At 51.2% G+C, this 26,735-nt stretch carries 18 protein-coding genes; 5 read left to right on the plus strand and 13 right to left on the minus strand.

The window, feature by feature from the left end:
• Positions 1 to 130: 130 nt before the first annotated feature.
• The 3 genes from ACKWCC_RS11920 to ACKWCC_RS11930 all read right to left on the minus strand — a co-directional run bounded on the left by ACKWCC_RS11920 (position 131) and on the right by ACKWCC_RS11930 (position 5,968).
• Entirely contained in the window at positions 131 to 1,645 is a 1,515-nt protein-coding gene (locus ACKWCC_RS11920; RefSeq protein ID WP_413996168.1) for a sulfatase, read from the minus strand.
• Between the two features lie 10 nt (positions 1,646 to 1,655).
• Positions 1,656 to 2,993 (minus strand): sulfatase-like hydrolase/transferase, encoded by a 1,338-nt coding sequence (locus tag ACKWCC_RS11925; RefSeq protein WP_413996169.1) that lies wholly within the window; start codon positions 2,991 to 2,993, stop codon positions 1,656 to 1,658.
• Positions 2,994 to 3,199: 206 nt separating this feature from the next.
• Positions 3,200 to 5,968: an alpha-L-rhamnosidase gene (locus ACKWCC_RS11930; protein WP_413996170.1), complete on the minus strand. Its 2,769-nt coding sequence runs from the start codon at positions 5,966 to 5,968 to the stop codon at positions 3,200 to 3,202.
• Between the two features lie 414 nt (positions 5,969 to 6,382).
• On the opposite strand from ACKWCC_RS11930, the gene ACKWCC_RS11935 reads away from it, so the two are divergent.
• Both ACKWCC_RS11935 and ACKWCC_RS11940 read left to right on the plus strand, forming a co-directional pair.
• Entirely contained in the window at positions 6,383 to 7,765 is a 1,383-nt protein-coding gene (locus tag ACKWCC_RS11935; protein WP_413996171.1) for a DUF1800 domain-containing protein, read from the plus strand.
• A 10-nt stretch (positions 7,766 to 7,775) separates the two neighbouring features.
• Positions 7,776 to 8,966, plus strand: coding sequence for a DUF1501 domain-containing protein (locus ACKWCC_RS11940; RefSeq protein ID WP_413996172.1), 1,191 nt, complete (start codon positions 7,776 to 7,778; stop codon positions 8,964 to 8,966).
• A 54-nt stretch (positions 8,967 to 9,020) separates the two neighbouring features.
• Here ACKWCC_RS11940 and ACKWCC_RS11945 read toward each other — a convergent pair whose 3' ends face one another.
• From ACKWCC_RS11945 to thrA, 8 genes are all read right to left on the minus strand, one after another.
• Entirely contained in the window at positions 9,021 to 9,731 is a 711-nt protein-coding gene (locus ACKWCC_RS11945; RefSeq protein ID WP_413996173.1) for a YebC/PmpR family DNA-binding transcriptional regulator, read from the minus strand.
• Between the two features lie 89 nt (positions 9,732 to 9,820).
• Positions 9,821 to 10,117, minus strand: coding sequence for a 4a-hydroxytetrahydrobiopterin dehydratase (locus tag ACKWCC_RS11950; protein WP_413996174.1), 297 nt, complete (start codon positions 10,115 to 10,117; stop codon positions 9,821 to 9,823).
• Positions 10,118 to 10,142: 25 nt separating this feature from the next.
• A complete protein-coding gene (locus tag ACKWCC_RS11955) occupies positions 10,143 to 10,970 on the minus strand; it encodes a sugar nucleotide-binding protein (RefSeq protein ID WP_413996199.1) in 828 nt (275 codons plus the stop codon).
• A 19-nt stretch (positions 10,971 to 10,989) separates the two neighbouring features.
• Positions 10,990 to 12,075 carry a glycine cleavage system aminomethyltransferase GcvT gene (gene gcvT, locus ACKWCC_RS11960; RefSeq protein ID WP_413996175.1) on the minus strand — a complete coding sequence of 362 codons (1,086 nt, stop codon included), beginning with the start codon at positions 12,073 to 12,075 and terminating at the stop codon, positions 10,990 to 10,992.
• Positions 12,076 to 12,331: 256 nt separating this feature from the next.
• A complete protein-coding gene (thrC, locus tag ACKWCC_RS11965) occupies positions 12,332 to 13,630 on the minus strand; it encodes a threonine synthase (protein ID WP_413996176.1) in 1,299 nt (432 codons plus the stop codon).
• Positions 13,631 to 13,678: 48 nt separating this feature from the next.
• A complete protein-coding gene (locus ACKWCC_RS11970) occupies positions 13,679 to 14,134 on the minus strand; it encodes a hypothetical protein (protein WP_413996177.1) in 456 nt (151 codons plus the stop codon).
• Positions 14,131 to 15,060, minus strand: a complete 930-nt coding sequence (locus ACKWCC_RS11975) for a homoserine kinase (RefSeq protein WP_413996200.1) — start codon at positions 15,058 to 15,060, stop codon at positions 14,131 to 14,133. Before ACKWCC_RS11975 ends, ACKWCC_RS11970 begins: the two co-directional genes overlap by 4 nt.
• Before the next feature lie 2 nt (positions 15,061 to 15,062).
• Positions 15,063 to 17,504 carry a bifunctional aspartate kinase/homoserine dehydrogenase I gene (gene thrA, locus ACKWCC_RS11980; RefSeq protein WP_413996178.1) on the minus strand — a complete coding sequence of 814 codons (2,442 nt, stop codon included), beginning with the start codon at positions 17,502 to 17,504 and terminating at the stop codon, positions 15,063 to 15,065.
• 311 nt (positions 17,505 to 17,815) lie between these two features.
• On the opposite strand from thrA, the gene ACKWCC_RS11985 reads away from it, so the two are divergent.
• Complete coding sequence (locus tag ACKWCC_RS11985) at positions 17,816 to 19,357, plus strand: NAD(P)H-hydrate dehydratase (protein WP_413996179.1); 1,542 nt, start codon at positions 17,816 to 17,818, stop codon at positions 19,355 to 19,357.
• Positions 19,358 to 19,361: 4 nt separating this feature from the next.
• Here ACKWCC_RS11985 and ACKWCC_RS11990 read toward each other — a convergent pair whose 3' ends face one another.
• Together ACKWCC_RS11990 and ACKWCC_RS11995 are read right to left on the minus strand one after the other, a co-directional pair.
• Positions 19,362 to 19,766, minus strand: coding sequence for an STAS/SEC14 domain-containing protein (locus tag ACKWCC_RS11990; protein WP_413996180.1), 405 nt, complete (start codon positions 19,764 to 19,766; stop codon positions 19,362 to 19,364).
• Between the two features lie 205 nt (positions 19,767 to 19,971).
• A complete protein-coding gene (locus ACKWCC_RS11995) occupies positions 19,972 to 22,524 on the minus strand; it encodes an ATP-dependent Clp protease ATP-binding subunit (protein ID WP_413996181.1) in 2,553 nt (850 codons plus the stop codon).
• Positions 22,525 to 22,782: 258 nt separating this feature from the next.
• Here ACKWCC_RS11995 and gyrA point away from each other — a divergent pair, with 258 nt between their 5' ends.
• The gene (gene gyrA, locus ACKWCC_RS12000) at positions 22,783 to 25,344 is read left to right on the plus strand and encodes a DNA gyrase subunit A (RefSeq protein WP_413996182.1); all 2,562 of its coding nucleotides are present in this window, start codon (positions 22,783 to 22,785) and stop codon (positions 25,342 to 25,344) included.
• A 31-nt stretch (positions 25,345 to 25,375) separates the two neighbouring features.
• Complete coding sequence (locus tag ACKWCC_RS12005; protein ID WP_413996183.1) at positions 25,376 to 26,638, plus strand: tetratricopeptide repeat protein; 1,263 nt, start codon at positions 25,376 to 25,378, stop codon at positions 26,636 to 26,638.
• Positions 26,639 to 26,735: the final 97 nt, after the last annotated feature.

Below are 26,735 nucleotides of genomic sequence, written 5' to 3' on the forward strand. Positions count from 1 at the left end.
GTTTTCACCCAAAAGGGGAGCTGGGTTTTGGAAGGGGTGGGCCACGGCCATTGCTCAAAGAAACCAACGTACTTTTTAAAGACCAACGGGAATCGGTTTTTTATGGGTTTCATTTGGTATCAAGGTCTGCTCAGCGGTTTGCCTCTTTGGCTTCCTCGCTCATTTCCATCTCCGCTTCAGCACGCGCTTTTTGCGCCACAAAATAGTGTTGAAAATTGTAGCTGGAATGTACATTCCATGGGGCATTCACTTTTGGTAGCGCAGCTTTTAATTTGGCGATCTGGGTTTTGTATTCCTCGTTGTTTATTTCATTTTTAAACTCGTTGGGATCCTTGCCATGGTCATAGAGCTCCTCACCACCGTCTTCGTACCTTATGTACCGAAAACCCTTGGCGGCTACCCCATGGTTGTTTCTCCCAAAGGTGGTAATGGCCACCTGCTGCTGCGCCGTTTCGCCCAGCATCGCCGGAACCAGGCTGGCCCCTTCGTTTCTGGGGTAGTTGGGCAACCCACAGAGCTCAAGAAGGGTCGGATAGATGGAAAGCAGTTCGGCTGGGCTGGAGACGGTCTTGTTTTTTGGAACATTGGGACCGGCAAAGATAAGGGGCACTTTGGTGGCCGTGCTCCAGAGGGCGTGCTTGGCAAAGGTGCCTTTTTCTCCCAGACGGTAGCCGTGGTCGGACCAAAGAACGATCACGGTGTTTTCTGCATGCCCGCTATGGTCCAGCGCATCCAGTAAACGGCCCAGTTCGTGGTCCACATAACTGATGCAGGCCAGGTATGCTTGGATGATCTTGCTCCATTCCCCGTTTTCAATGGCCCACTCCGTAGAGGGCATCATGGGCAGGTCGTTGAGCATTTTTGCCACCGGGGGCACATCTTCCAGGTCGTTTTTTAGATAGGGCATGGTCTCAATATCCTGCAAGGGATAAAGATCAAACCATTTCTGCGGAACATAGAGCGGAACGTGCACCCTTAGAAAACCGACACCCATAAAAAAGGGCTGGTCGTAACTCTTGTTCAGGCGGTCAATGGCCCAGTTCACGGAGCGGTGATCGGGCATAAGGGTGTCGGATTCCGGGAAGGCGCCCCAATCGGTACTGGTACGGCCATAGCGCTCCCTGTCCGCTGTTCCAAAGCCATCCCACACAAAACGCTCTTCGGGGTAGGGGCCAAACCCTTTTTCCCGCCCCCCGGACTCCTCAAAAAGATTCTCCGGGGCATGTATGTGGAAGAGTTTGCCAATGCCCATGGTGCGGTAACCGTTTTGTTTGAAGTACTCGGGAAGCAGAACAATATCTTGCGTGGCGGGGTTATCCGAAACGATTTTGTCATCGGGTACCATTCCGTAAATTCCAGTGGTGGAAGGCCTAAGGCCGGTCATTAAAGATGCCCTGGAGGGGCCGCACAAAGGGGCCTGGCAGTGGGCGTCCGTAAACTTTACCCCTCTGGCCGCCAACTTATCCATGTTTGGGGTTAGGGCGGGCCCACCATAAGCGCCCAGCATGGTGTTGAGGTCATCTATGGCAATGAACAGCACATTTGGAGGACGTTCTTGGGTCGGTACTTTTTTTGTTGCCTCTTCCTTGCACCCCGTGAAGAGCACAGGAAGCGACGCCATTAAAACAAAAAACGTATTACGCATATCGCTGGTTTTATTTTTTCCAGTTCAGCTCTATCTTTTGTCTGAGCTCTTCCACAATTTCCGGGTGCTCTGCGGCCAAATTACGTTGTTCGGTGGGGTCTTGGTAAATGTTAAAGAGCTCTATGTCCTCTTGGGGCTTGTTCTCGTTGTTGGGGAGGATCAATTTATAGGGATGGGTGATGGCCATTCTGTAAAAGAGCCCCTCCTCTACCGTATTGAAGTCATGCGCATAGATTTCGCCAAAAATGGCATCTCGCTCTTTTGCTTTATCCTTGTCCAGAACATTGATGCCATCCAAATGTTCGGGAGCTTCCATTCCCAAAAGGGCCAGAACGGTGGGCACCATGTCCAGACTGCTGGTCAGGGTAAGGCTGTCCCTTCGGGGTTGCAGCTTTCCCTTCCATCGGTACATAATGGGCGTGCGAAGCCCATAATCATAGGGTGAACGCTTGGATATTTCATTGTACTGGCCGTTGTCCACATTTTGCACCCAACCGTTGTCGCAAACATAGACGAACAGGGTGTTTGCGGTCTCCCCTTTGGCGTCTATGTAATCCATGAGCTCCCCACAGGTCTGATCGAACCATTCGCACATGGCCCAATATTTGGCCACATATTCAGAGGGCGCTTTGGGAAGGTATTTCTGCAACAGGCTATCTGGCGGATTATGGGGCGTATGGGGCAGAAAAGGAGCGTACCACATAAAGAAGGGTTTCTTTTTTTCCAGGGCCAAATCAATATAACTATAGAGCGTATCCATGCCATTGCGGCCAATTTCAAGGCCGTAGTCCCCGTGCCTCCCCCCTCGGTTCGGGTCCCCGTGGGTCATGCCACCGTCAAAACCGCCATTTTCATAATTACCGATCCACCATTTTCCGGTTTGGAAAGAGAGATAGTCTTTTTCTTTTAACAATTTTGGCAATGTGCTCAAGGATTTAAACTGCTGTATTATGGTGTCATAGTTCTCTTTTCGCCAAGTGCTTCGCCAGTTTCCGGCCTTGTCCCGTGTATTTCCGGGCAGCACCCGGTCATTTCCAATTACCCCGTGGTCACGGGGATATACACCCGTGATGATAGATGCCAATGAGGGTGCGCAAAGCGAAGTTGGGACGTACCCTCTTTCAAAAGTTACGCTTTCTGCGGCCAATTGATCCAGGCGCGGGGTCTCTATGATATCGTGCCCCATAAATCCATAATCTGTCCAGGCCTGGTCATCGGAAAGGATGAACACGATGTTGGGCGGCCGTTCCTGGGTTTCTTCCTTTTGGGGCAGGACTGTTTTTTCTTTGCAGGAAACTACACCCAATAGCACTATGGTGCTCATAGTAAACAGAATAAGATGTCTCATTTGTTTTCTTACTTTAATTTCTTGTTTCATAAGTGGTTCTTTTGTTCTGGCCAATCCTAGCCCTATTATTTTCTTTGCCTTCCAATGTAGGTTGTGCGTTTTATGCTGGTAAACCGGCACAATGGGAATTAGCCTTCATGACATGATCTTAGCTCGCCATTCTCTGACCAAAGCTCCGCTCTATGGTTCTTTTGCCCACTATTGGCCTAGCGAATTGCCCTGCTAAAAGTATGGGAACCGGGCGGCACCTCTAAAACCAGGGTGTCTTCCCCGGGACCGCTAAGTTGTTTTATTTTAGGGTTGTCCTTTAAGGTTTGATCGTTCACGCGGATTTCGCCCACTGTTGCATTTGGCATGTGCACCACGGCAATGGTATTTGGCGGAATCTCGGTCTCCAACGTAAATTCCTTCTCGGTCAGCGTCCAACCACTGGATGCCTTTCCGTAAGGGGTCTCCACCCTGGCTGATGCGCTGTTCAGATAACTGGCATTGGGCAGTGGGGCTATTTTAATACGTTTATAACCCGCCTCCAAAGGGGCTATTCCGGCAATGCGTTCATAGAGCCATTCCCCAATGGCCCCGTAGGCGTAATGGTTTAGGCTGTTCATGCTTTTTGGGTTGAAACCCGCTTCCTTGCTGTAGCTGTTCCATCTTTCCCAAATGGTGGTGGCCCCTTGGTTTATGGAATAGAACCAGGAAGGATAGGTTTCGTTGAACAGGAGTTGGTACATCAGGTCTGTTTCTCCCATATCATCCAATACCTTTGAAAGCAAGGGTGTTCCCAAGAAGCCCGTGCGCAAATGATTGTCTGCGTCCTTGATCTTTTGCAACAGACGCATCTGGGCGTTTTTGCGCTTTTCCTGCGGAAGTAGGTCAAAAGCCAGGGCAAGGAGATAGGAGGTTTGGGTTTCGGGACCTTCCTTCAAGGTGCCCGCTTCGTCAAAAAAGGCATTGTCAAAGGCGGCCGCCACCGTTTTGTACAGGGCATTGTATTTGGCCGCTTCCTCCAATTTTCCCAAAACCTTCGCCGTCTTGGCCGTCAATTGTGCACTGCGGGCATAAAAGGCGGTGCCTATGAGATTCAAGGAAGTGTCTCCCCTGTTGTCGCCATTTTCAGGATAGGGCTGCAACCAATCTGAAAATGACATCATGTGGGAGATGTGGTCTTTTGACTTGATGCCGTGGTGCCTTACCCACTCTTTCATCATTTCGTAATTGGCCTCCAAAAGGTTGGTGTCTCCCGTGCGCATGTAAATTTTCCAAGGGATGATGGTCACCACATCCCCCCAACCGGAACTGGCCGTGTAGTTGCCGCGGGTATCGGGTACCGTCCAAGGTATGCCCCCATCTTCCCATTGCGATTCCCGAACGCTCTGGAGCCAGCTGGCCCAAAACTTGTGCACATGGGCGTTGAAGACGGACGTGGGCCCAAAGACTTGGGCATCCCCGGTCCAGCCCAGGCGCTCATCGCGCTGGGGACAGTCCGTGGGAATGTCAAAAAAATTGCCCCGTAGGCCCCAAACAATGTTGCTCTGTAATTGGTTCAATTTGTCATGGGAGGAGGTAAACGTGCCATTGTCCTCAAAATCTGAATACTGCACCAACCCCGTTACCCAGTCTTTTATTGGGGCGGCTTCCTGGTCATACCCGCTCAGTTGCACGTACCGGAAGCCGTAAAAGGTGAATTTTGGGGTGTAGTCCACCGGTCCATCTTCTGCCGCCACATAATAATTGGTAGAGTGGGCAGAGCGGTAGTTCTTGGTGTGGAAAGATCCGTCTGCACCCAGCATTTCGGCAAACCTCATCACAAGGGTATCGCCTTTTTTCATGGGAACTTTTACCCTGGGCACCCCCACCATATTTTGTCCAAGGTCAAACACGGTGCTGTTTTCGTTGATCGCCACTTCCTTTGGGGTTAAGGTCAACTTTGTCTTCACCGTGGTATGCCGCTTGGGTTCCAGGGCAATGTGGCTGTCCAGGGGCGCGACTTCAACCGTATCCCAGTCTGCATCTTCAAAGAAGGGCCCTGACCAGTTGGGCATCTCTTTATTGGCATCATAGACCTCGCCATCATAGATCTCTGAAAAGGCAATGGGCCCTTTGGTAACGCCTTTCCAGCTTTCATCGGACAGAACCATCATGGTGCTACCGTCCCGTAACCTAATTTCAAGCTGGCAAAGGACTTTTGGTGATAGGGAATTGTCCCACTCTGTTTTGCCCCAGAGCAATCTTCCGGAATGCCAACCGGAGGCCAGTTCCACACCAATGGCGTTTTTTCCAGAAGCGATCAAGTCGGTAACGTCATAGGTCAGGGTCTCTATACGCTTGTTGTAGGGCGTCCATCCCGGGGGCATCACGTCATCGCTAACGTCATTTCCGTTGAGATGAACATCAAAAACGCCCTTGGCCGTGATGTACAGTCTGGCCTGGGCCACCTGGCCCGCAACGGAAAAGGTCTTGCGCAGGTATTGGGGCTTGTGGATCAATACATTGGATCTTCCCCGAATGCTGTCCTTGGCCGTGTCCAGCCCCACCCATTGCGCCTTCCAATCTTCATTGTCCAAAAGGCCCAGCTCAAAATGGTTGGTATCGCTCCAAGCAGAGGCCTTGTCATTTTCGTCCCAAAAACGTACCTGCCAATATACTTTTTGGCGCGATTGCAGTGCCTTGCCCCCGTAGGGAACCCAAGTAGAGGCCTGGGTGCTCTGCTTTTTGGAATCCCAGATATCCGCATTGTCGGGTAATTTTTCCGGACTGCTGGCCACAACGATGTGATGGGCAGATTGATGCTGCACGTTCCCTGACACCGGAAGCTGCCACGAAAAGGTGGGGGTGGCATCATAAAAACCCAAAGGATTGTTAAAGCCTTCCGATACCACCAAAGAGGTCGGCGCACTTTGTTTGGTAGGGGCTGTACAGGCCCATGCCCCCATCAATAAAAGACAGATGGCTGTGAGGTTAATGGTGTTTTTCATTTTTTGTTTGTTGGAAATGGGTCATCTGTATCGCAATATGGATGGCTAAGGCTTCCCCTGGCACCCGTGCCCACCCAAAGGAATTGAGGTGCAATGGAAATTGTGGAACCAGTTCTCTGGACTTCATCTAATAAGTAAGGGCCTGTTCCTACGGGGCCTCTGATTTTTTTGTCCGCAAACGCATAAACCGTCCGGGCTTGCACCTGAACCAGAAACAAGTATATTATGGTTTCCAACAAATGGCATCCTGTGGTGTGCTGTAGGCCGTACCGGTGGGAAATTGTTCCAAGAAGATGCGCCGACCGGGCCGCCCGGGAATGCCGCCCCTTTTGGACACCAAAGATAAGACGGTGATTTGATTTTAAACCTTTTATGACCTACCTTGTCCTAAGGATAACAATGGGATCTATTCTTATGGAAAGAAAGCACATACAGCACATCTTCAATAGAATGGGATTTGGTGCATTGCCCAGCGAACTGGATGCCAGGGCCGGGTTAAACAAGAAAACAGTGGTGGGCAACCTGCTGGCAGCATCCAAAAGGGTGGAGCCACTGGTTATGGAGCTGTCCGAGCTCAAAGCGATGTCCTCTCCCCAAAATCTGCGCAATGCCAGTGAGGAAAAGAAACGCGAGCTTAGAAAGCTGAGCAGGGAAAAGATAAAGGGGTACAACCAATTGTGGTTGCAACGGCTACTGACCTCCGGCCAAACGGTGCGGGAGAAAATGACGCTGTTCTGGGCAAATGTCTTTGTTTGCCGGGACAACCACATATTCCACGTGCAGCAATACAACAATCTGCTGCGAACACATGCTTTGGGAAATCTCAAGGAGTTTGTCAAGGCCGTGGCCAGGGAACCGGCCATGAGCAAATACCTGAACAACCGGCAGAACGTGAAACAAAACCCAAATGAGAACTTTGCCAGGGAGCTTATGGAACTCTTTACCCTGGGCAACGGCCATTATGGGGAAGACGATATCAAAGAAGCGGCCCGAGCCTTTACCGGTTGGTCTTTTAAGCCCAACGGGGAGTTCTTTTTGAGACAAAAACAGCATGATGCCGGACAAAAGACGTTTTTTGGGCAAACCGGTAACTTCAATGGCGATGACATCATCGACATTATTTTTCAACAACGGCAGTGCGCCCGCTTTATCTGCGAAAAAATATACCGGTACTTTGTTCACCCCGAGGTGGATGTGGCCCGCCTAGATGAAATGGTGTCCGTTTTTTACGGGAACTACGACATAGGGAAGTTAATGCGGTACATTTTGTTGTCCGATTGGTTTTATGACGAAAAGAACATTGGCGCAAAGATCAAGTCGCCCGTGGAATTGCTCATGGGCATTCAGCGAATTGTTCCCTTGACTTTTGAAAAAGGGAAGCACCTTATGGACCTCCAGAAAATGATGGGTCAGGTATTGCTTTATCCGCCAAACGTAGCGGGATGGAAGCAGGACAGGTATTGGATAGACAGCAACACCCTTTTGTTCCGATTGAAATTGGCTTCGGTGCTGTTAAACGATGCCGTGATCAACGTGGACCGCAAGGGAGAGTTTGAAGATTCTTTTGAAGCATACTATCGTAGGACCCGGAACGCCCGGCGCAACATAAAAATAGAGCGGGATTGGACCCTTTTCGAGCGGGAGTTTGCCGCTTTGGGAGACGATGTCCTTGAAAAGACCCTTCTGGTGGGTACCATTGATCAAGACACCAGGGTGTTTTTAAACGGTCTTTCCAGTAAGGACAAAAAGGACTATCTGGTACAGTTGATGTCCTTGCCCGAATACCAACTTTGTTAATCGCGCAATTATGGAGAGAAGGAGATTTTTACAGCAGAGTGCTTTGGCAAGTGGAACGTTCTTGGTGCCCAGTTTTGTCAAGGCATCAGAAGGGCTTTTTCACCAAAGGGAAGGGTTTAGGCGTTTGGTGGTCATTCAATTGTCCGGTGGCAACGACGGCCTCAATACCATTGTGCCCCATACCAACGACATCTACTATGGAAGCAGGCCCAAAATAGCGATTAAACCCAATGAACTCATCAAGGTAAACGATGTTTTGGGCTTTCACCCCAGCCTTGAACCGCTGGTAAAGCTATATGACCGCGGTCATTTATGCGTTTTGAACAGTGTGGGGTACCCCAATCCGGACCGTTCCCATTTCAGGTCCACGGATATCTGGCACACGGCCAGCGATAGCGATCAGTACCTGACTTCCGGTTGGGTGGGCCGCTATATGGAGGCGCAGGGAAAAAAGCCCCACGGTGCCATAGAAATAGATGACAGTCTGTCCCTGATGCTAAAGGGAGAAAAATTGAACGGTATAGCCACCACCAACCCCAAGCTGTTGTACCGCAACATGAACACCCCTTTTTTTAAGCAGGTGCTGCGGCAACAGACCGATGAACATTTGAGCGAGCATAACCTGGGCTATCTGTACAGGACCATGATAGATGCCAAGTCATCTGCCAAGTACATCCACGAGACCACCAAGACCGTGACCTCGAAAAAGGACTATCCCAACAATCCTTTTGGCAAACAATTGAAGACCACGGCAGAGTTCATCAATTCTGGTTTGGACACCAAGGTGTACTACGTGTCCATGGGCGGTTTTGACACCCACGCAAACCAGATCAACTCCCAGTCCAGATTATTGGCCATATATGCCGAGGCCATGGCCAGTTTTGTCTCGGATCTAGAGGCGAACAACACCTTTGGCGATACCCTGATCATGACCTTTTCTGAATTTGGCAGACGGGTCAGGGAGAATGCATCCTGGGGAACGGACCATGGGGCGGCCAACAATGTCTTTGTCATTGGCAAGGACTTGAAAAAACCTGGATTCTACAACCAGGCTCCCGATCTCACGGATTTGGACGCCAACAAGGACATAAAGCACAGGTTGGATTTTAGGGAGGTCTATGCCACCATATTGGATAACTGGCTGGGCGTGCCCCACGGCAACATCATAGGGGCCAAATTTGATGGACTTGGATTTGTGTAGGGCTTAAGGAGAGGTTCGTTTCCCGGTCACCTTGTTATGCCGTGAAGGTGCCAATCACTCCCGCATGGTGTGGTACACGTTCTGCACATCGTCATCTTCCTCTATCTTTTCCAAGAGTTTCTCCACATCGGCGGTCTGCTCTTGGTTGAGCTCTTTGGTCACTTGCGGAATGCGCTCAAAACCTGAGGACAGAATGTCAATGTTACGGGACTCCAGTTCCTTTTGGATGGCCCCAAAGCTTTCAAAGGGCGCGTAGATGAGGATGCCATCGTCATCCACAAACACTTCCTCCGCCCCAAAATCGATCATTTCCAGTTCCAGCTCCTCCGGATCGATCCCCTCTGCCGGGATCCTGAAATTGCAGGTATGGTCAAACATAAATTCCACCGAACCTGAGGTTCCCAGGCTGCCATTGTGCTTGTTGAAGTAACTGCGAATGTTGGCCACCGTGCGGGTGTTGTTATCGGTGGCGGTCTCAATGAGCACGGCAATGCCGTGCGGGGCATACCCCTCGAACAGCACTTCTTTGTAGTCGCCAAGGCTCTTGTCGCTGGCCCGTTTTATGGCCCGCTCCACATTGTCCTTGGGCATGTTCACGGATTTTGCGTTCTGTATCACCGCCCTGAGCCTGGCATTGGAGTCCGGATCGGGACCTCCTTCCTTTACGGCCATGACAATGTCCTTTCCAATTCTGGTAAAGGCCTTGGACATGGCAGACCATCGTTTCATCTTCCTCGCTTTTCTAAACTCAAAAGCTCTTCCCATGGATATTGATTTTAATAGGCTGTAAATATAAAAAAAGTGGACATAGTGGCCTGTGCCACCTGTTTGTAACCAGATCGCGGTGCTTTCCCCTAATTTTCGGAATCACTGTCAATGATGTCCTCAATGGCCCGTGCCAAGGCAAAATCCTTTTCGGTGATGCCGTTGGCATCATGGGTGTTGAGCCTTATGTTCAGGGTCTTGTACACGTTGCTCCAATCTGGGTGGTGGCCCTGCGCCTCACATTCAAATGCAATGCGGGTCATGACCGAAAAGGCTTCCTTGAAATCCTTGAACTCAAAAGTGGTCTCAATGGCGCCATCCACATACTCCCAGCCATCAAACTGGCTCAGGTAATCTTGGATCTGTGCTTCTGTAAACTTTTCCATATCCTTGTTTTTTTAGGGTTTCCATTCATTTTATGACGTGCTGCTCCAATACGTCTTGGTAGCCGAACTGGAGGTTTGCGGGCAGTAGGTTCGTTTTGGGCAGCACGGCCAGATAACGATCATTGTTGGTGGTATATACCCGTTTTAAAATGGGGTTGAAACTCCCCACACGCTCCAACAGCTCCTTGACGAAATCTTCATGGTGCACCAAATCTTTGCTTCCCAAATGGTACACCCCCGTTTTGTTTCTGTTGATAATATAATGAATTTGTTGCGTTAACCTATCATCATTGGTCACGTTCAGGATCAGGTTGGGAAACACTTCCACCGGTTCATTGGCCAAGATCTGATCTTTCATCTCCTTTACCCTTGGCGATGCATTGCCAAAGACCATGGGTACCCTGAGGATGCCCATTTTATGGCTTGGCAAGCGCAGCAGCATGTTCTCGATCTTGATCTTTAGCCGGCCGTAAATGCTCTCGGACAAGGTTTTGTCGTCTTCATAGGAGGGGAATTTGCTGTACGCATCGAACACATTGGCCGATGAGATGAAATAGAGCCGCACCTGCTCCTCCCGAACATATTCCACCAGGTGTTGGTGCGCAATGATCTGCGCGGTAAAACTTCCCCTGAGGGCAGAGACGATGACGTGGGGGCGAACGGCGTTGAGCACATCAAAGATGTCATCTTCTTCCAAGCGGTACTCAAAAAACTGCTTGTTGTCCCCAAATCCCTTGCCATTGTTGCAGTAGGTGCCATAGGTGTCAAAATAATTGCAGAGTTCCCGGTAGAGGGAATTCCCCACAAAACCGCTGCCGCCCAGGATCAATATTTTTTTTCGGTCGCTGTCCAACACGTGTACTGCCTGGGGTTTAGCCTTTGTAAAAGGGAGGTTTCACCACCGTGGCCGGTATGGCTTTTTTCCGAATCTGTATCTGTATCCCAGTTCCAATGGTGGCGAGTGCGGTGGGCACATAGCCCAGCCCAATGCCCTTGCCCAGGGAGGGCGCCATTGTTCCGGAGGTCACTGAGCCCACTTCGGTGCCCGCTTCATTGAGTATGGCGTATCCCTGTCTGGGAATGCCACGTTCGTTGAGCTCAAAACCAATGAGCTTTCTCTTGGGCCCATGGGCCTTTTCTTGCGCCAGGGCATCACTGTTCACAAACTCCTTGTTGAATTTTGTGATCCACCCCAGGCCGGCCTCAAAGGGGGAGGTGGTGTCATCAATATCATTGCCATAGAGGCAATAGCCCATTTCCAAGCGCAAGGTGTCCCTGGCGGCCAGGCCAATGGGCTTTATCCCAAAGTTTTCCCCGGCTTCGAAGACCGCTTTCCAGATGGCCTCCACTTCCTCGTTCTTACAATAGATCTCAAAACCGCCCGAACCGGTGTAGCCGGTGGCAGAGATGATCACAGGCTCCATACCCGCAAAATCCGCCACTTCAAAATGATAAAATTTTATGGCGGCCAAATCTACGGAAGTCAGTGATTGCATGGCTTCCACCGCTTTTGGCCCCTGAATGGCCAAAAGGGAATATTGGTCTGAAATGTCCTTCATCTGGGCATTGAACTCCTCGTTGTACCTGGAGATGTGGTTCCAGTCCTTTTCAATGTTGCTGGCGTTAACCACCAGGAGGTACTGTTCTTCCTTTATCTTATAAATGATGAGGTCGTCCACAATGCCCCCGTTCTCATTGGGCAGGCAACTGTACTGTGCCCTGCCCACGGTTAATTTAGAGGCATCATTGGAAGATACTTTTTGAATGAGGTCCAGCGCCTTGGGCCCGCTGATGAGAAACTCCCCCATATGGGACACATCAAAAACCCCCACACCGTGGCGCACCGTTTCGTGTTCTAGATTCACCCCCTCATAAGAGACGGGCATGTTGTAACCTGCAAAAGGAACGATCTTTGCTCCCAGGGCCTCGTGTACGTGGGTAAGCGCGGTATTTTTCATCTGTTGCTATTTATTTGTTTTTTAAGGTCAGACCTGCCCGTTCCGGTTCCGGCGGGTGTTATTTGCCAATCAACACTTCGTTTGGTATCCCGTATGGTCATGGCTCATTTAAAACGAACCTTTTCAGTGGCGCAAATTTATGGAATATATGGGGATTCAAGGATTTCTTGAACGTATGTTTTACCGCTGTCCTCTTCCATCTCCCCCATCCCTCGCAAAACTTGTTTGCCCGTGGGTAGCTTTTGTGCCTTTTTGGCTAGTGTTCCAATAAAAAGGCTTTTAGGGCTTGGTAACCCTCTATGTGCAGCGATTGTTTGTCCTTGCCCATAACTTTTTGAATCTGTGGTGGCAAGGGGAGCTGTATGCCCAAGGTGCTTTCCACAGTGTCCAAAAATTTTACCGGATGGGCGGTCTCCAAGAAAATGCCGTAACGGTCCGGATGGGCCTCCAAATATTTTTTAAGGCCCAAATACCCCACGGCACCGTGCGGATCGGCAACGTAGCCCGTACTGCCATAAATGTCCTTTATGGCCTGTTTGGTCTCTTGGTCCGTAAAGGAATGGGCCGAGAAATCTTTGGCCAACCGATCGTTCCGGTTCTGGAAAAGTTGGCGTATGCGCACAAAATTGCTGGGGTCTCCCACGTCCATGGCGTTGGAAATGGTGGCCGTGGAGGGCTTTGGCGCATACTGCCCCGTGGCCATAAACCTGGGCACGGTGTCATTGCAGTTGGTGGCGGCCACAAAATGTGCCACGGGCATTCCCATTTTTTGGGCCACCAGGCCGGCACAGATGTTGCCAAAATTTCCACTGGGCACCGAGAACACCAGGTTTTTGTCCAGTGCCTTCGCTTCTTTGTAGGCAAAAAGAAAGTACAATGATTGCGGCAACCAGCGCGCCACATTGATGCTGTTGGCAGAGGTGAGCTGCATGTTTTCTTTGAGGTCGGCATCCAAAAACGCGGTTTTTACCATTCGCTGGCAGTCATCAAAGGTGCCGTCCACTTCCAGTGCCGTAATGTTCCGGCCCAGGGTGGTGAGCTGTCTCTCTTGGATATCGCTGACCTTGCCACTGGGGTACAGAATGACCACCTTGACCCCGGCAACCCCCAAAAATCCGTTGGCCACAGCACCTCCCGTGTCCCCGGAGGTGGCCACCAGCACGGTAACCTCCCCGGCCGCTTCCTGTTGGCTAAAATAACCCAGGCATAGGGCCATAAAACGTGCGCCCACATCCTTGAAGGCCATGGTGGGCCCATGGAAAAGCTCCAGGGCAGCAATGTTCTCCGTAAGGGGCACCAGCGGAAAATCAAAGTCCAGCACCTTTTTTAAAATATCTTTCAGGACCTTGTCCGGGAGGTCTTCCTTTACAAACGGGCGCATTGCCGCAAAGGCAATTTCCTCCATGTCCAGTTCATGGATGCCCTCAAAGAACAATGTGCCCAATGCCGGCATCTCCGTGGGGAAGTACAACCCTTTGTCCGGGGCAATGCCCTTTATTACCGCTTCCCTGAAGGAGACCAAGGGAGCTTGTTGGTTTAGGCTATGGAATTTCATGCGTACTGGGGTTAGGGTGAATCTCAATGATTAAAAAGTGCCTTGTCATCAACAATCATCGTGCATGTCAATGGCCAGCATCTCCTTGTGGTATGGCCCAAAATCGGTGACGGTGGTCTTTCTTTCCAATTTCAGTGGTTCTTGGTCCCCTTCCGAAGCCTTGAGAAAGCCGGTGAGCACCGGGCCTTTTTGTTCCAAATAGATGTAATGTTGAAAACGGCCCACGTTCCAATGGTCATCAACCAAAAGAAAACCATTGGCGTCATTGGCAAAAATGTTGAACTTTCGCCATACCGCTTCGGTGGTGTCATCGCTCTTAAAACGCACCATGCCCAGGTAATATGGTGCGTTGGTACAGTCCTGTTGGTGGGTTTGGATGTACAGCTCCGCCACATGGCCCCTGAATGCTCCGGCAAACAGGCTTTCCTTTAACGGTGCTTGGGCAAATGCCATGCCCACATTGCAGACCAGTGCGAATAGATGGAATACCATTTTTTGTTTCATAAGGTGCTTATTTTTTTAACGCCCGTAGGGTTTATTTTGGATACGTGCACTTCAAAGTCCAAGGCAATGGGCTCGTACACAGCCGTCATTGCCTTTGCGATGTTTAGGGCGGCTTCCTGTCCTTTTGCAAAGGCGAACAGGGAAGGCCCCGAGCCCGATATGCCACAGCCCAGGGCACCGGCTTGCATGGCTGCGCTTTTTACCTCGCCGTATCCGGGAATGAGGATGGAGCGTATGGGCTCTACAATGTGGTCTTCCAGAGAGCGGCCAATGAGGGCGTAGTCTTCCATGAACAGTCCGGCCACCAGCCCCCCCAAATTGCCCCATTGTTTGATCGCTGTGGTCAAGGTAACGGAGGTGCGCAATATTTTGCGGGAATCCGAGGTCTTGACCTCTATCTGCGGGTGCACCACCACGGCATGGAGTTCTTTGGGAACAGGAATTTGAACCATGTCCAAGGGGTCATAACTGCGCACCAGGACAAAGCCGCCCAAGAGGGCAGGGGCCACATTGTCTGCGTGGGCCACTTCGCTGGCCAGTTTTTCGCCCAACATGGCAAAGGGAACCAATTGTTTGGGGGCAAAGGGCCTTCCCAACAATTCGTTCATGGCCCAGACCGCTCCGGCAGAGCTGGCGGCACTGCTCCCAATGCCACTCCCCGCTTTTATGCTTTTGTAGATTTCAATGTCAAAGCCACCTTGGTGCCCACTGGCCTCCAGAAAGGCCAGACCGGCCACTCCCGCCACGTTCCTTTCGGTTTCCAGCGGTAGGTCCTGCCCCTCCAACCTCGTAATGCGTATGCCTTTTTTTTTGGTTTTTCTTATGACCATTTCATCTCCCACATTGTCCAGGGCCACGCCCAGTACATCAAAGCCGCAGGAGATGTTGGCGATGGTGGCAGGGCAAAAAACGCGTATTTCTTCCATGGTCAAAAATTACCTATTCTAATGATGTCCGCAAAGATACCCGAAGCGGTGACATCTGCACCGGCCCCGGCGCCCTTTATGATCATGGGCTGCTGCGGATAGCGTTCGGTGAAGAAGAGCACAATGTTGTCACTGCCCTCCAGGGCATAAAAATCATGTCCCTTGGAGATCTCTTGGAGTCCCACACTGGCCTTGCCATCCTTAAAACGGGCCACATACTTTAATTTGCAGCCGTTCTCCTTGGCTTTGGAGAACAGGGACTGAAAGTGTGCTTCATTTTTTTTGAGCGATGCAAAAAACGCCTCATTGTCCGTGGTGTCCAGACTCTCTTGGGGCAGGAACGGATGGGTTTCAATATCTTCCAGTTCCAATGCGTGTCCGCTCTCGCGCGCCAAGATCAATATTTTGCGCATCACGTCCAGCCCGCTCAGGTCTATTTTTGGATCGGGTTCCGTATAGCCCTCTGCCTGTGCCCGTTGTATGACTTCGTTGAAAGTGGTTTGGTCATTAAAGGTATTGAAGACAAAGTTGAGGCTCCCGGAGAGTACGGCCTGTATTTCGTGAACGGTGTCCCCGGAAACGATGAGGTGGCGCAGGGTGTCCAAAATGGGCAGGCCGGCACCCACATTGGTCTCAAAGAGAAAGGGCGCGCCGTATTCCCGGGCCAGCCGCTTCAGCTGGGCGTAATGGTCATACGGTCCGGAGCAGGCGATTTTGTTGCAGGTGACCACAGAAATGCTCTCTTGCAAATAACTGCCATAGGTCCCAGCTATGTCCCCGCTTGCGGTGTTGTCCACAAAGATGCTGTTCCTAAGGTTCAGCCCCTTGGCGCGTTCCATAAAGGCGGTTTGGTCCGCTGCCGGGCCCTTGGCCAAAAAGGTTTCCCAATGTTGCAGGTCTATCCCGGATTCATCGAAGGCCATGGTGCGGGAGTTGCTCAGGCCAATGACCCTGAGGTTCAGCTTCAGGTTTGTTTTAAGGTAACTCCGCTGTTGTGCGATCTGGGCCAAGAACTTGGCGCCCACGTTGCCCACCCCCATGACAAAGAGGTTGAGCTGTTTGGTCTGCTCCTCAAAAAAGGCTTCATGAAGGGCATTGAGCGCCTTTTTTACATCCTTCTCGTCAATGACACAGGAAATGTTCCGTTCCGATGCGCCCTGGGCAATGGCCCTGATGTTCACGTTGTTCTTTCCCAAGGTACTGAACATTTTGCCACTGAGGCCTTGATGGCTTTTCATCCGGTCCCCCACAAGGGCCACAATGGCCAATTTGTGCTCTGCCCGTACGCGCTTTATCTTTCCCCGTTCTATCTCAAAGGCGAAATTTTCGTTTACCACGGCCGTAGCCCTTTCCATGTCACGGGCAGGTATGCCAATGCAAATGGAATGTTCGGAAGATGCTTGTGTAATGAGCACTACGCTAATGCCATCTTGGGAAAGGACTTCAAAAAAGCGTTTGGAGATGCCCGGTATGCCCACCATTCCCGGACCTTCCAGCGAAAGCAGTGAGATTTGGCCTATGTGGCTAATGCCCCGTACCGTTTTTCCCTGCTCGTTTCTACCTTGGGTAATGAGGGTTCCCGGGTCCTCCGGGGCAAAGGTGTTCTTGATCACAATGGAGATGCCCTTGGCCAGCACGGGCTGTATGGTGGGCGGATAGAGCACTTTTGCCCCAAAATGGGAAAGCTCCATGGCCTCTTCGTAAGAAATATGGGGTATGGCCTTGGCCTGTTTCACCATTTTGGGATTGGCCGTGTACATACCGCTCACATCCGTCCATATCTCCAATCTTTCTGCCCCCAATGCCGCGGCGTAAATGGCCGCACTGTAGTCCGATCCGCCCCTGCCCAAGGTGGTGGCCTCCCCTTGATGCGACGAAGCAATAAAACCGGGCAGCACCGTTACATGGTGTTTGCTTGCATCAAAATTTGTCTTACAGCGCGCATTGGTGCTTTCAAAATCCACCACGGTCCTGCCGTTCAGTACCTGTGTCTTGATCAGGTCCCGACTATCCTGAAAGTTGGCGTCCAGTTTTTCGGCCTTGAAATATTCACTGATGATGTAGGAGGAAAGGAGTTCGCCGTAGCCCATGATCTTGTCCGAAAGTTTGGGGGTGATCTCACCGATCAGAAAGGCCCCTTCCAATAGGGTCTCCAAAACGTTGAGTTCTTCCTTTACCTTGCTCAGCGCCTTGCTCTGTTGGGTAAGGGGCAGCAATTCCTTTATGGCCCGTAGATGCCGCTGCTCTAGGTGGGCCAGGTGTTCGTGGTAGGTGCTGTCCTGGTCCGCGGCCAGGTCTCCCGCCAAGAGCAGGCTGTCCGTGACGCCGCCAAAAGCGGAGACCACCACCCATATGGGGTCTTGGTAGCGGCCAACAATGTCTTTGATCAGGGTGATGTTTTCAGGGCTGGCCACGGAGGTGCCGCCAAATTTGAGTACTTTCATTTGTGCAATTTATATATGGCAAACGTGCGGGCACGATAATGCTGTTTTGTTTCGTGGGTGTTAGGGTTGCCCTGGGGCAAAAACGCCCTATGACGGGCTGTTGAAGTCGGAAGGAAAAAGAGCGCTACCCCCAGGGGGTGCACCCCCTGGGCAAGGTGCGGTTGCCGGCAAGGGAGAAATCTGGTGCTTGTAAGGACATTTTGTTGGTCTTGGCATTCATACGCGCCCACCAAAAGTAGTACATTTGAAAACCCGAACAAACCTTTGTCCCTATTTTTACGAAATCGTCATTTTTTGATAAAAAAATCACAATGAAACTCTTTTCCGCCCAACAAATATATGCCGCAGACCAACATACCATAGCGCAGCAGAAGATAGACAGTGACATGCTGATGGAGCGTGCCGCCGTACAATTGTTCAATTGGATGCACCTGCGCATGCAGGGCGCGCCCGTTAAGATCCACCTGTTCTGTGGCATAGGCAACAATGGGGGTGATGGCATTGCCCTGGCCAGGCACCTACAGGAACACGGCTACAACATTGGAGTGTATGTGGTGAACTATAGCGATAAGCGCAGTGACGATTTTTTGGTGAACCTGGGCAGGTTAAAGGAAAAGAAGGTATGGCCCACCTATTTGGACTCCCCGGAAAATTTCCCTGAAATAGGGGCCGATGACATTATAGTGGATGCCGTTTTTGGCATTGGCCTTAACAGAACGCCAGATGATTGGGTGCTGCAGCTCTTTGCCCATCTCAAGGCATCCAAGGCCTTTGTGCTTTCGGTGGACATCCCATCGGGGCTGTTCACGGATCGGGCCCCCGAAAACCCGGAGGCGGTGCTGCCCTCCAACTATGTGCTGAGTTTTCAGGCCCCCAAACTGGTGTTCTTCCTGCCAGAGACCGGAAGTTTTATGGAGCAGTGGGAGGTGCTGGACATTGGGTTGGACCAAGCTTTCTTGCAGCAACAGCAAACAGATTTTGAGCTCTTTGGCAAGCAGGAGGTGCTTCCTTTTTATGTGCCCAGGACCAAGTTCTCCCACAAGGGCACCTATGGCCATGCCCTGGTTGTGGGTGGTAGCCATGGAAAAATGGGGGCGGTGCAATTGGCGGGCAGGGCCGCCCTCACCGCCGGCGCCGGGCTGGTAAGCTGTTATGTGCCGGAATGTGGTCTTATACCTTTGCAAAGTGCTTTCCCGGAAGGGATGGTGATCACCAACGGGGAACGCCATCTGGACAACATAGCCCCGGAAGTGGTGCCCCAGGCCGTGGGACTTGGGGTTGGTATGGGCATGGAGTCCAAAACGGCCAAGGCCCTAAAGGCCTATTTGGGCGGGCACAAAGGTGCGTTGGTGCTGGACGCCGATGCCCTCAATATCATCGCAAAGGACAAGGCGCTATTGCAGCTCTTGCCAAAACAAGCGGTGCTCACGCCCCACCCCAAAGAACTGGAACGTCTGGTGGGCCCTTGGAAAGACGATTTTGAAAAGCTGCAAAAAGCGAGAAAATTTTCAGAAAAATACCATTGTGTCCTGGTGGTAAAGGGGGCGCACACCATCATCTTCCATAAAGGCAAGGGCTACATCAATACCACGGGAAATCCCGGGATGGCCACCGCCGGTAGCGGGGATGTGCTCACCGGTATCATTACCGGTATGCTGGCCCAGGGATATCCAACACTGGAGGCCACTTTGTTCGCCGTGTACCTTCACGGTAGGGCAGGGGATTTGGTCTTGGAGAGCACCGGATATCAGGCCCTGTTGGCCAGTGATATCATTTCGGGCTTGGGAAGGGCATTTATGGACCTGTTCCAAGCGCCGGAACCACCGCAGGAACAAGGGGAGGAAGCTTCGTGATTTCTTAAGGGGCCGTGCGTATTCTGCGCTTCACCCATTTTAGGGCATTGTTGTATTCTATAAAAAACTTCATGGGCTTCTTGTAGAACATCTTCTCTATCTTAAAGTTGTGCATATCGATCTCCTTGACGGAGACAATGGCAAAGGCCTTTAGATTGTCCAACTCCTTCAGGTAGCTATAAATGGTGGGGTCAATGGCGTAGGAGTTCTTTCTAAGACTTATGAAACCAAAGTTCTTTTCCCTAAAATGTATTTCGGATATGCCAATGATCTGGTAGGCCTTTTCCAAAGTGAGGGTTACGCCCTCATCAAAGACGGAGACCATATAATCATCATAAACCTGTATCGTTCCCATTTCCAGTTGGTACTCCCTCACTATAATTTTCTTCTTGGTCGGTCCCACGCTCATTGCTGTCATATTAAGTGTCTGGGACGAAAGTAGGGGTAAGGCGTACTTTTTGATAAAAAAATAGATTAACGGCTCAAATATCGTGCATAGTGTAAAACACAGGGACGGGCCGTGTTTTATTTCTTACGTTCCGTGTTTGCAAATCATAAAAAAGGAGTCCGTAACGGGACTCCTTTTTTTTGTCATTGTCGGCCTTGTCCGTACGTTATTCCGTCTCCGGCGATTTGGCCGCTTTTTCTATGGAAATGGTAAGTTTGTCTTCCTTTTTGTCCAGGTCCATAAAGATACGGTCTCCCTCTTCCAGCTTGGAGTTTACGATTTCCTCGGCCAGGGCATCCTCTATGTATTTTTGGATGGCCCTTTTCAAGGGACGCGCACCGTACTGTTTGTCAAACCCTTTATCGGCAATGTAATCCTTGGCCTTTTCGCTAAGTTCCAGGTCGTAGCCTATGTCCTTGATGCGCTTAAAGAGCTTGTCCAGTTCAATGTCTATGATTTGGTGTATGTGCTCGCGCTCCAGGGCGTTGAACACGATCACATCGTCTATCCTGTTCAGGAATTCCGGTGCAAAGGCTTTTTTCAGGGCATTTTCTATCACCCCTTTTTGGTAGCTGTCTTCCTGGGATTTCTTTGCTGCGGTACCAAAGCCCACTCCTTGACCAAAATCCTTGAGCTGTCTGGCCCCGATATTGGAGGTCATGATGATGATGGTGTTCCTGAAGTCTATCTTTCGGCCCAGGCTATCGGTCAAATAGCCATCATCCAGAACCTGCAGCAGCATGTTGAACACGTCCGGGTGGGCTTTTTCCACCTCGTCCAATAGAATCACCGAATAGGGCTTTCTTCTCACCTTTTCGGTCAACTGCCCCCCTTCTTCGTAGCCCACGTAACCAGGGGGCGCGCCCACCAGGCGGGAGATGGCGAATTTTTCCATGTATTCGCTCATGTCTATGCGGATCAGGGCGTCTTCTGAATCAAAGAGCTCTTTGGCCATTACTTTTGCCAGCTGGGTCTTGCCCACACCGGTCTGGCCCAGGAATATAAAGGATCCAATGGGCTTGTTCGGGTCTTTGAGCCCGGCCCGGTTGCGCTGTATGGCCTTGGCCACTTTGGCCACGGCCTCATCTTGCCCAATGACATTGGCCTTGATCAGGTTGGGCAGTTCTGCCAACTTGTTGCTCTCTGTCTGGGCAATGCGGTTCACGGGGATGCCGCTCATCATGGAGACCACATCGGCCACATTGTCCTCGGTAACCGTTTCCTTGTTGAGCTTGCTTTCCTCTTCCCATTGCTGCTGGGCGTTATGGAGCTCTTTTTCAATGTTCTTCTCGTCATCGCGAAGTTTGGCGGCCTCCTCGTATTTTTGGCTTTTCACCACCTTGTTCTTCAACTCGCGCACCTCTTCCAGTTTGTTTTCCAGTTCCAGGATCTGTTTGGGCACGTCCATATTTACAATGTGCACGCGGGATCCCGCCTCGTCAAGGGCGTCTATGGCCTTGTCCGGCAAAAAGCGATCGGTCATGTACCGGTTGGTGAGCTTAACGCAGGCCTCAATGGCTTCGTCCGTATAGCTCACGTTGTGGTGGTCTTCGTATTTTCCCTTAATGTTCTGTAGGATCTCAACCGTCTCTTCCACCGTGGTGGGTTCCACAATGACCTTTTGGAACCTTCGCTCCAGGGCACCGTCCTTTTCTATGTACTGCCTGTACTCGTCCAGGGTGGTGGCACCAATGCATTGGATCTCTCCCCGGGCCAGCGCGGGTTTGAACATGTTGCTGGCGTCCAGGCTGCCGGTGGCGCCGCCTGCCCCAACAATGGTGTGTATTTCGTCTATGAACAAAATAACGTCGTCATTTTTTTCCAGTTCGTTCATCACCGCCTTCATCCGCTCCTCAAACTGGCCACGGTACTTGGTGCCCGCCACCAGGGAGGCCAGGTCCAAGGTCACCACGCGTTTGTTGTAAAGAATGCGGGACACCTTTTTGTTCACAATGCGCAGGGCCAAGCCTTCTGCAATGGCGCTCTTGCCCACGCCGGGTTCCCCAATGAGCAGGGGGTTGTTCTTTTTTCTGCGGCTCAGTATCTGGGAGACGCGCTCAATTTCCTTTTCCCGTCCCACCACGGGATCCAGTTTGTTCTCTTCTGCCATGGCGGTGAGGTCCCGGCCAAAATTGTCCAGCACGGGGGTCTTGGATTTTGCGTTGCCCTTTTTCTGGGCACCGCCCCTGTACTCACCTTCCTTGCCTTCCGGGGCATCTTCAGAGCTTCCTTGGTAAGATTCGGCGCTGGGGGCGTCCACAATATCATCGTCGCTGGTGATCATCAGTTTAAACTGCTCCTTTACCCCGTCATAGTCCACCTTGAGCTTGTGCAGCAGTTTGGTGGTGGGGTCGTTTTCGTTTCTCAGTATGCAGAGCAAGAGATGTGCGGTGTTTATGGAGGCGCTCTGGAAGAGCTTAGCCTCCAGGAAGGTGGTCTTTAGCGCCCTTTCTGCCTGGCGGGTAAGGTGCAGGTTCTTTTTGTCCTTTTGCACCCCGGTGGCATTGGGGTTGGAGGGACTCAGGATCTCCACCTTTCTTCTCAGGTGGTCCAGATCAACGTTCAGGGCGTCCAAGATGCTAATGGCCTTGCCATTGCCATCGCGCAGCAGCCCCAGCATCAAGTGCTCGGTACCTATGAAGTCGTGGCCCAAACGCAATGCCTCTTCCTTGCTGTAAGCAATAACATCTTTTACTCTTGGTGAAAAATTATCATCCATACAATTCAATATCTGCTATAAAATTACTAAATCTCACGGTACAAAGGGCAAATACCGTACCTATAATCGTTAAAGTTAGTTTAAATGGGGCATAATGTGAACTGATCGGGCCTTTTTGAACGTATAAATTAAAGGATGGGCGGCCGTGGGAATCTGTTGATAAAATATGATAGAATTAAAACCCCAAACCTGTGCAAGGGTTCTATTTTGCGTATATTGGCGTACTTTTTATTAATATGAAAACAATACGAATTTAGTATGGCTGATGGAGAAAAGTTAATTCCTATCAATATTGAGGAAGAAATGAAATCTGCCTACATTGATTACTCAATGTCGGTCATTGTGTCACGTGCCCTGCCGGATGTCAGGGACGGACTGAAGCCGGTGCACAGGAGGGTGCTGTACGGCATGCACGAGCTGGGGGTTCGCAGCAACAGTGCGCACAAAAAATCTGCCCGTATCGTTGGAGAGGTGCTTGGAAAGTACCACCCGCACGGAGATACCTCGGTTTATGACACCATGGTGAGGATGGCCCAGGAATGGAGCCTCCGTTATATGCTGGTCGATGGCCAGGGCAACTTTGGCTCGGTCGATGGCGACAGTCCCGCCGCCATGCGATACACCGAAGCCCGGATGCGCAAGATCGCGGATGACATGTTGGCGGACATTGACAAGGACACGGTGGACCACCAACTCAATTTTGACGATTCCCTGGAGGAGCCCACCGTGCTCCCCACCCGGATTCCCAATCTTTTGGTGAACGGTGCCTCGGGCATCGCCGTGGGGATGGCCACCAACATGCCGCCGCACAACCTGTCCGAGGTGGTGGACGGGACAGTGGCCTTCATAGACAATCCCGACATTGATGTTGATGAGCTCATAACCCACATCAAGGCGCCAGATTTCCCCACAGGGGGCATCATCTACGGTTACGACGGGGTAAAGGAAGCTTTCAAGACAGGCCGCGGGCGCGTGGTCATGCGCGCAAAGGCCGTTATAGAAGAGGTCCAGGGAAGGGAATGCATCGTGGTCTCCGAAATTCCCTATCAGGTGAACAAGGCCGATATGATCAAGAAAACGGCAGACCTGGTCAATGAAAAGAAGATAGAGGGCATTGCCAGCCTCAGGGACGAGTCCGATCGCAAGGGCATGCGCATTGTTTACGTTCTAAAGCGGGATGCCGTGCCCAATATTGTGCTGAACACCCTCTACAAATACACGGCGCTCCAATCTTCCTTTAGCGTGAACAACATTGCCCTGGTAGAGGGCAGGCCGCAGCTGCTCAACGTAAAGGAGATGATCCATTATTTTGTGGAGCACCGTCATGAAGTGGTGGTAAGGCGCACCAAATTTGAGTTGAAAAAGGCCGAAGATCGCGCCCATATCCTGGAAGGCCTCATCATAGCATCGGACAACATAGACGAGGTCATTGCCATTATCAGGGCATCCTCCAATGCCGATCAGGCGCGGGAAAACCTTATGGAGCGCTTTAAGCTCACCGAGATACAGGCCAAGGCCATCGTAGAGATGCGCCTGCGGCAGTTAACGGGGCTGGAGCAGGACAAGTTGCGCTCTGAATATGATGAGATCGTGAAGACCATTGCAGACCTAAAGGACATCTTGGCCAAGAAAGAACGCCGGATGGATATCATCAAGGAAGAGCTGCTCGAGGTCAAGGAAAAGTATGGGGACCCCAGGCGATCTGAGATCAACTTTGCCGGGGGCGACCTGAGCATGGAAGATATGATCCCGGACGAACAGGTGGTGATCACCATCTCCAGGGCGGGCTACATCAAAAGAACCCCGCTTACGGAATACAAGACCCAGAACAGGGGAGGTGTGGGCCAAAAGGCCTCATCTACCCGGAACGAGGACTTTTTGGAGCACCTCTTCGTGGGCACCAACCACCAGTACATGCTGTTCTTTACCCAAAAGGGAAAATGTTACTGGATGCGTGTCTTTGAAATTCCCGAAGGAAGCCGAACAAGCAAGGGGCGGGCCATACAGAACCTGATCAACATAGAACAGGGAGACTTGGTCAAGGCCTTTATCTGCACACAGGACCTAAAGGATGAGGAGTATGTGAACAGCCACTACGTTATCATGGCCACCAAAAAAGGGGTGGTCAAGAAAACCTCCCTGGAGCAATATTCAAGGCCAAGGCAAAACGGGATCAACGCCATTACCATTAGGGAGGGCGATGAACTCTTGGAAGCCAAGCTCACCACGGGCACCAGCCAAATCTTCCTGGGGCTAAAAAGTGGCAAGGCCATTCGCTTTGAAGAGAGCAAAACCAGGCCCATGGGCAGGAATGCCAGCGGTGTTCGCGGCATTACCTTGGCCCATGAGGAAGATGAGGTCATAGGAATGGTGTCCGTGCACAACTTTGAGGACGAACTGCTGGTGGTCTCTGAAAATGGGTACGGAAAGCGCTCCAGTATAGAAGACTACCGTATTACCAATAGAGGTGGTAAAGGCGTAAAAACCATCAGCATTACCGAAAAGACCGGAGGTCTTGTGGCCATCAAGAACGTCACGGACTCCGATGACCTCATGATCATAAACAAATCTGGCATTGCCATACGGATGAGCGTGGAAGACCTGAGGGTCATGGGGCGTGCCACCCAAGGCGTAAAGCTCATCAACATAAAAGGAAACGACTCCATTGCCGCCGTGGCAAAAGTGATGAAGGAAGAGGAAAACCTTGAAGACACCGATGTGCTGGACATGGATGTGAACCTGGACGAAGGCCAAGAAAATGGGAGCACAGGAAAGGATGGCACGGCAATTGATACCCAAGATGACGATACCAAAGAATAATTACAAACACTAAATATTAATTGAACAAACGATGAAACGAAGACTTTTAATCATAGCGGGACTTGCCTTCACAATGGTGGGCTTCGCTCAGAAGAACGAGATCAAAGCAGCGGAGAAAGCCCTGAAGGGCGGTGACGCCGCCAGCGCAAAGAACACCTTGGAAGCGGCCTCGGGGCTCATTTCCGGTGCCGATGAAAAGTTGCAGGCACAATACCACTTTACCCTGGGCAAGGCGTACATGGACCTGGCCAAGAAAGGGGATGCCACCGCCTTTGAGCCGGCCGCAAACGCCTTTAAGGAGGTCTTGGCCGTGGAAGAACGCAGTGGCAAGGCCAAGTACAGCAATGAGTCCAGGCAATACATGGGCTCCCTGACCGGAGATTTGGTAAACTCGGCCATTAAGGACAACGGCGAGGAGAAATTCAAGGAAGCGGCAGAGAAGCTCTATCTGGGCTACACCCTATCCCCAATGGACACCACCTATCTTTATTACGCCGCCAGCAGTGCCGTGAACGGTGGGCACTACGAAGATGCGCTAAAGTACTATGAAGAGCTCCAGCAAATTGGTTATGACGGTGGGGGCATTGTTTACAAGGCCACCAATGCCGCCACGGGCGAAGAAGAGGTGATGGACAAGGTACAGCGTGACCTGATGGTAAAATCCGGCACCTACACGGACCCCAAGGACGAGAAGACCCCTTCCAAAAAATCGGAAATTGTAAAGAACATTGCCCTCATCTACACCCAGTTGGGGCAAGATGACAAGGCCATGGAAGCCTATAAGACCGCCAGGGCAGATGACCCCAATGATGTTAACCTAATCCTGAATGAAGCCAACCTCTACTTTAAAGCGGGCGATAAGGAAAAGTTCAAGGAACTGATGGCCGAGGCCATTGCCCTTGCCCCGGACAACCCCGACTTGCACTACAATGTGGGGGTGATCAACATGGAGCAGGGCAACCTGGAAGACGCCCGTTCTGCCTACAAAAAGGCCATTGAGCTCAACCCGGGCTTTACCAATGCCTACCTTAACCTATCCACCACCTACGTGAACGAGGGCAACGGCTTGATCGATGAGCTAAACTCCTTGGGAAATTCCCGGGAAGATATAGCCAAATACGAAAAGCTGAAAGAGGATAAGAACAATTTGTTCATGGAAGGGGCCACCGTTCTGGAGGCCGCGCTCAAAACCAATCCGGACAACCAGAGCATTTTGGCGCAGTTGCAGAACATTTACGGGGCCATGGGAGATAATGAGAACTACATGCGCATAAAGAAGTTGTTGGGAGAGTAAAGCGCCAACATTATTGCATTCAATCCAGAAAGGGTTTTCCGTAAGGGAAGCCCTTTTTTTGTGCAGTGCCCACAACTGGTTGTGCCACCAGTGGCAA

Source organism: Maribacter aquimarinus, assembly GCF_047345505.1.
In the GTDB taxonomy this organism is placed as follows: domain Bacteria; phylum Bacteroidota; class Bacteroidia; order Flavobacteriales; family Flavobacteriaceae; genus Maribacter.

Bases quoted from the DNA above. Each gene is read 5' to 3' on its own strand.
- ACKWCC_RS11920 (WP_413996168.1), bottom strand. From the start codon at position 1,645: ATGCGTAATACGTTTTTTGTTTTAATGGCGTCGCTTCCTGTGCTCTTC.
- ACKWCC_RS11925 (WP_413996169.1), bottom strand. From the start codon at position 2,993: ATGAGACATCTTATTCTGTTTACTATGAGCACCATAGTGCTATTGGGT.
- ACKWCC_RS11930 (WP_413996170.1), bottom strand. From the start codon at position 5,968: ATGAAAAACACCATTAACCTCACAGCCATCTGTCTTTTATTGATGGGG.
- ACKWCC_RS11935 (WP_413996171.1), top strand. From the start codon at position 6,383: ATGGAAAGAAAGCACATACAGCACATCTTCAATAGAATGGGATTTGGT.
- ACKWCC_RS11940 (WP_413996172.1), top strand. From the start codon at position 7,776: ATGGAGAGAAGGAGATTTTTACAGCAGAGTGCTTTGGCAAGTGGAACG.
- ACKWCC_RS11945 (WP_413996173.1), bottom strand. From the start codon at position 9,731: ATGGGAAGAGCTTTTGAGTTTAGAAAAGCGAGGAAGATGAAACGATGG.
- ACKWCC_RS11950 (WP_413996174.1), bottom strand. From the start codon at position 10,117: ATGGAAAAGTTTACAGAAGCACAGATCCAAGATTACCTGAGCCAGTTT.
- gcvT (WP_413996175.1), bottom strand. From the start codon at position 12,075: ATGAAAAATACCGCGCTTACCCACGTACACGAGGCCCTGGGAGCAAAG.
- thrC (WP_413996176.1), bottom strand. From the start codon at position 13,630: ATGAAATTCCATAGCCTAAACCAACAAGCTCCCTTGGTCTCCTTCAGG.
- ACKWCC_RS11970 (WP_413996177.1), bottom strand. From the start codon at position 14,134: ATGAAACAAAAAATGGTATTCCATCTATTCGCACTGGTCTGCAATGTG.
- ACKWCC_RS11975 (WP_413996200.1), bottom strand. From the start codon at position 15,060: ATGGAAGAAATACGCGTTTTTTGCCCTGCCACCATCGCCAACATCTCC.
- thrA (WP_413996178.1), bottom strand. From the start codon at position 17,504: ATGAAAGTACTCAAATTTGGCGGCACCTCCGTGGCCAGCCCTGAAAAC.
- ACKWCC_RS11985 (WP_413996179.1), top strand. From the start codon at position 17,816: ATGAAACTCTTTTCCGCCCAACAAATATATGCCGCAGACCAACATACC.
- ACKWCC_RS11990 (WP_413996180.1), bottom strand. From the start codon at position 19,766: ATGAGCGTGGGACCGACCAAGAAGAAAATTATAGTGAGGGAGTACCAA.
- ACKWCC_RS11995 (WP_413996181.1), bottom strand. From the start codon at position 22,524: ATGGATGATAATTTTTCACCAAGAGTAAAAGATGTTATTGCTTACAGC.
- gyrA (WP_413996182.1), top strand. From the start codon at position 22,783: ATGGCTGATGGAGAAAAGTTAATTCCTATCAATATTGAGGAAGAAATG.
- ACKWCC_RS12005 (WP_413996183.1), top strand. From the start codon at position 25,376: ATGAAACGAAGACTTTTAATCATAGCGGGACTTGCCTTCACAATGGTG.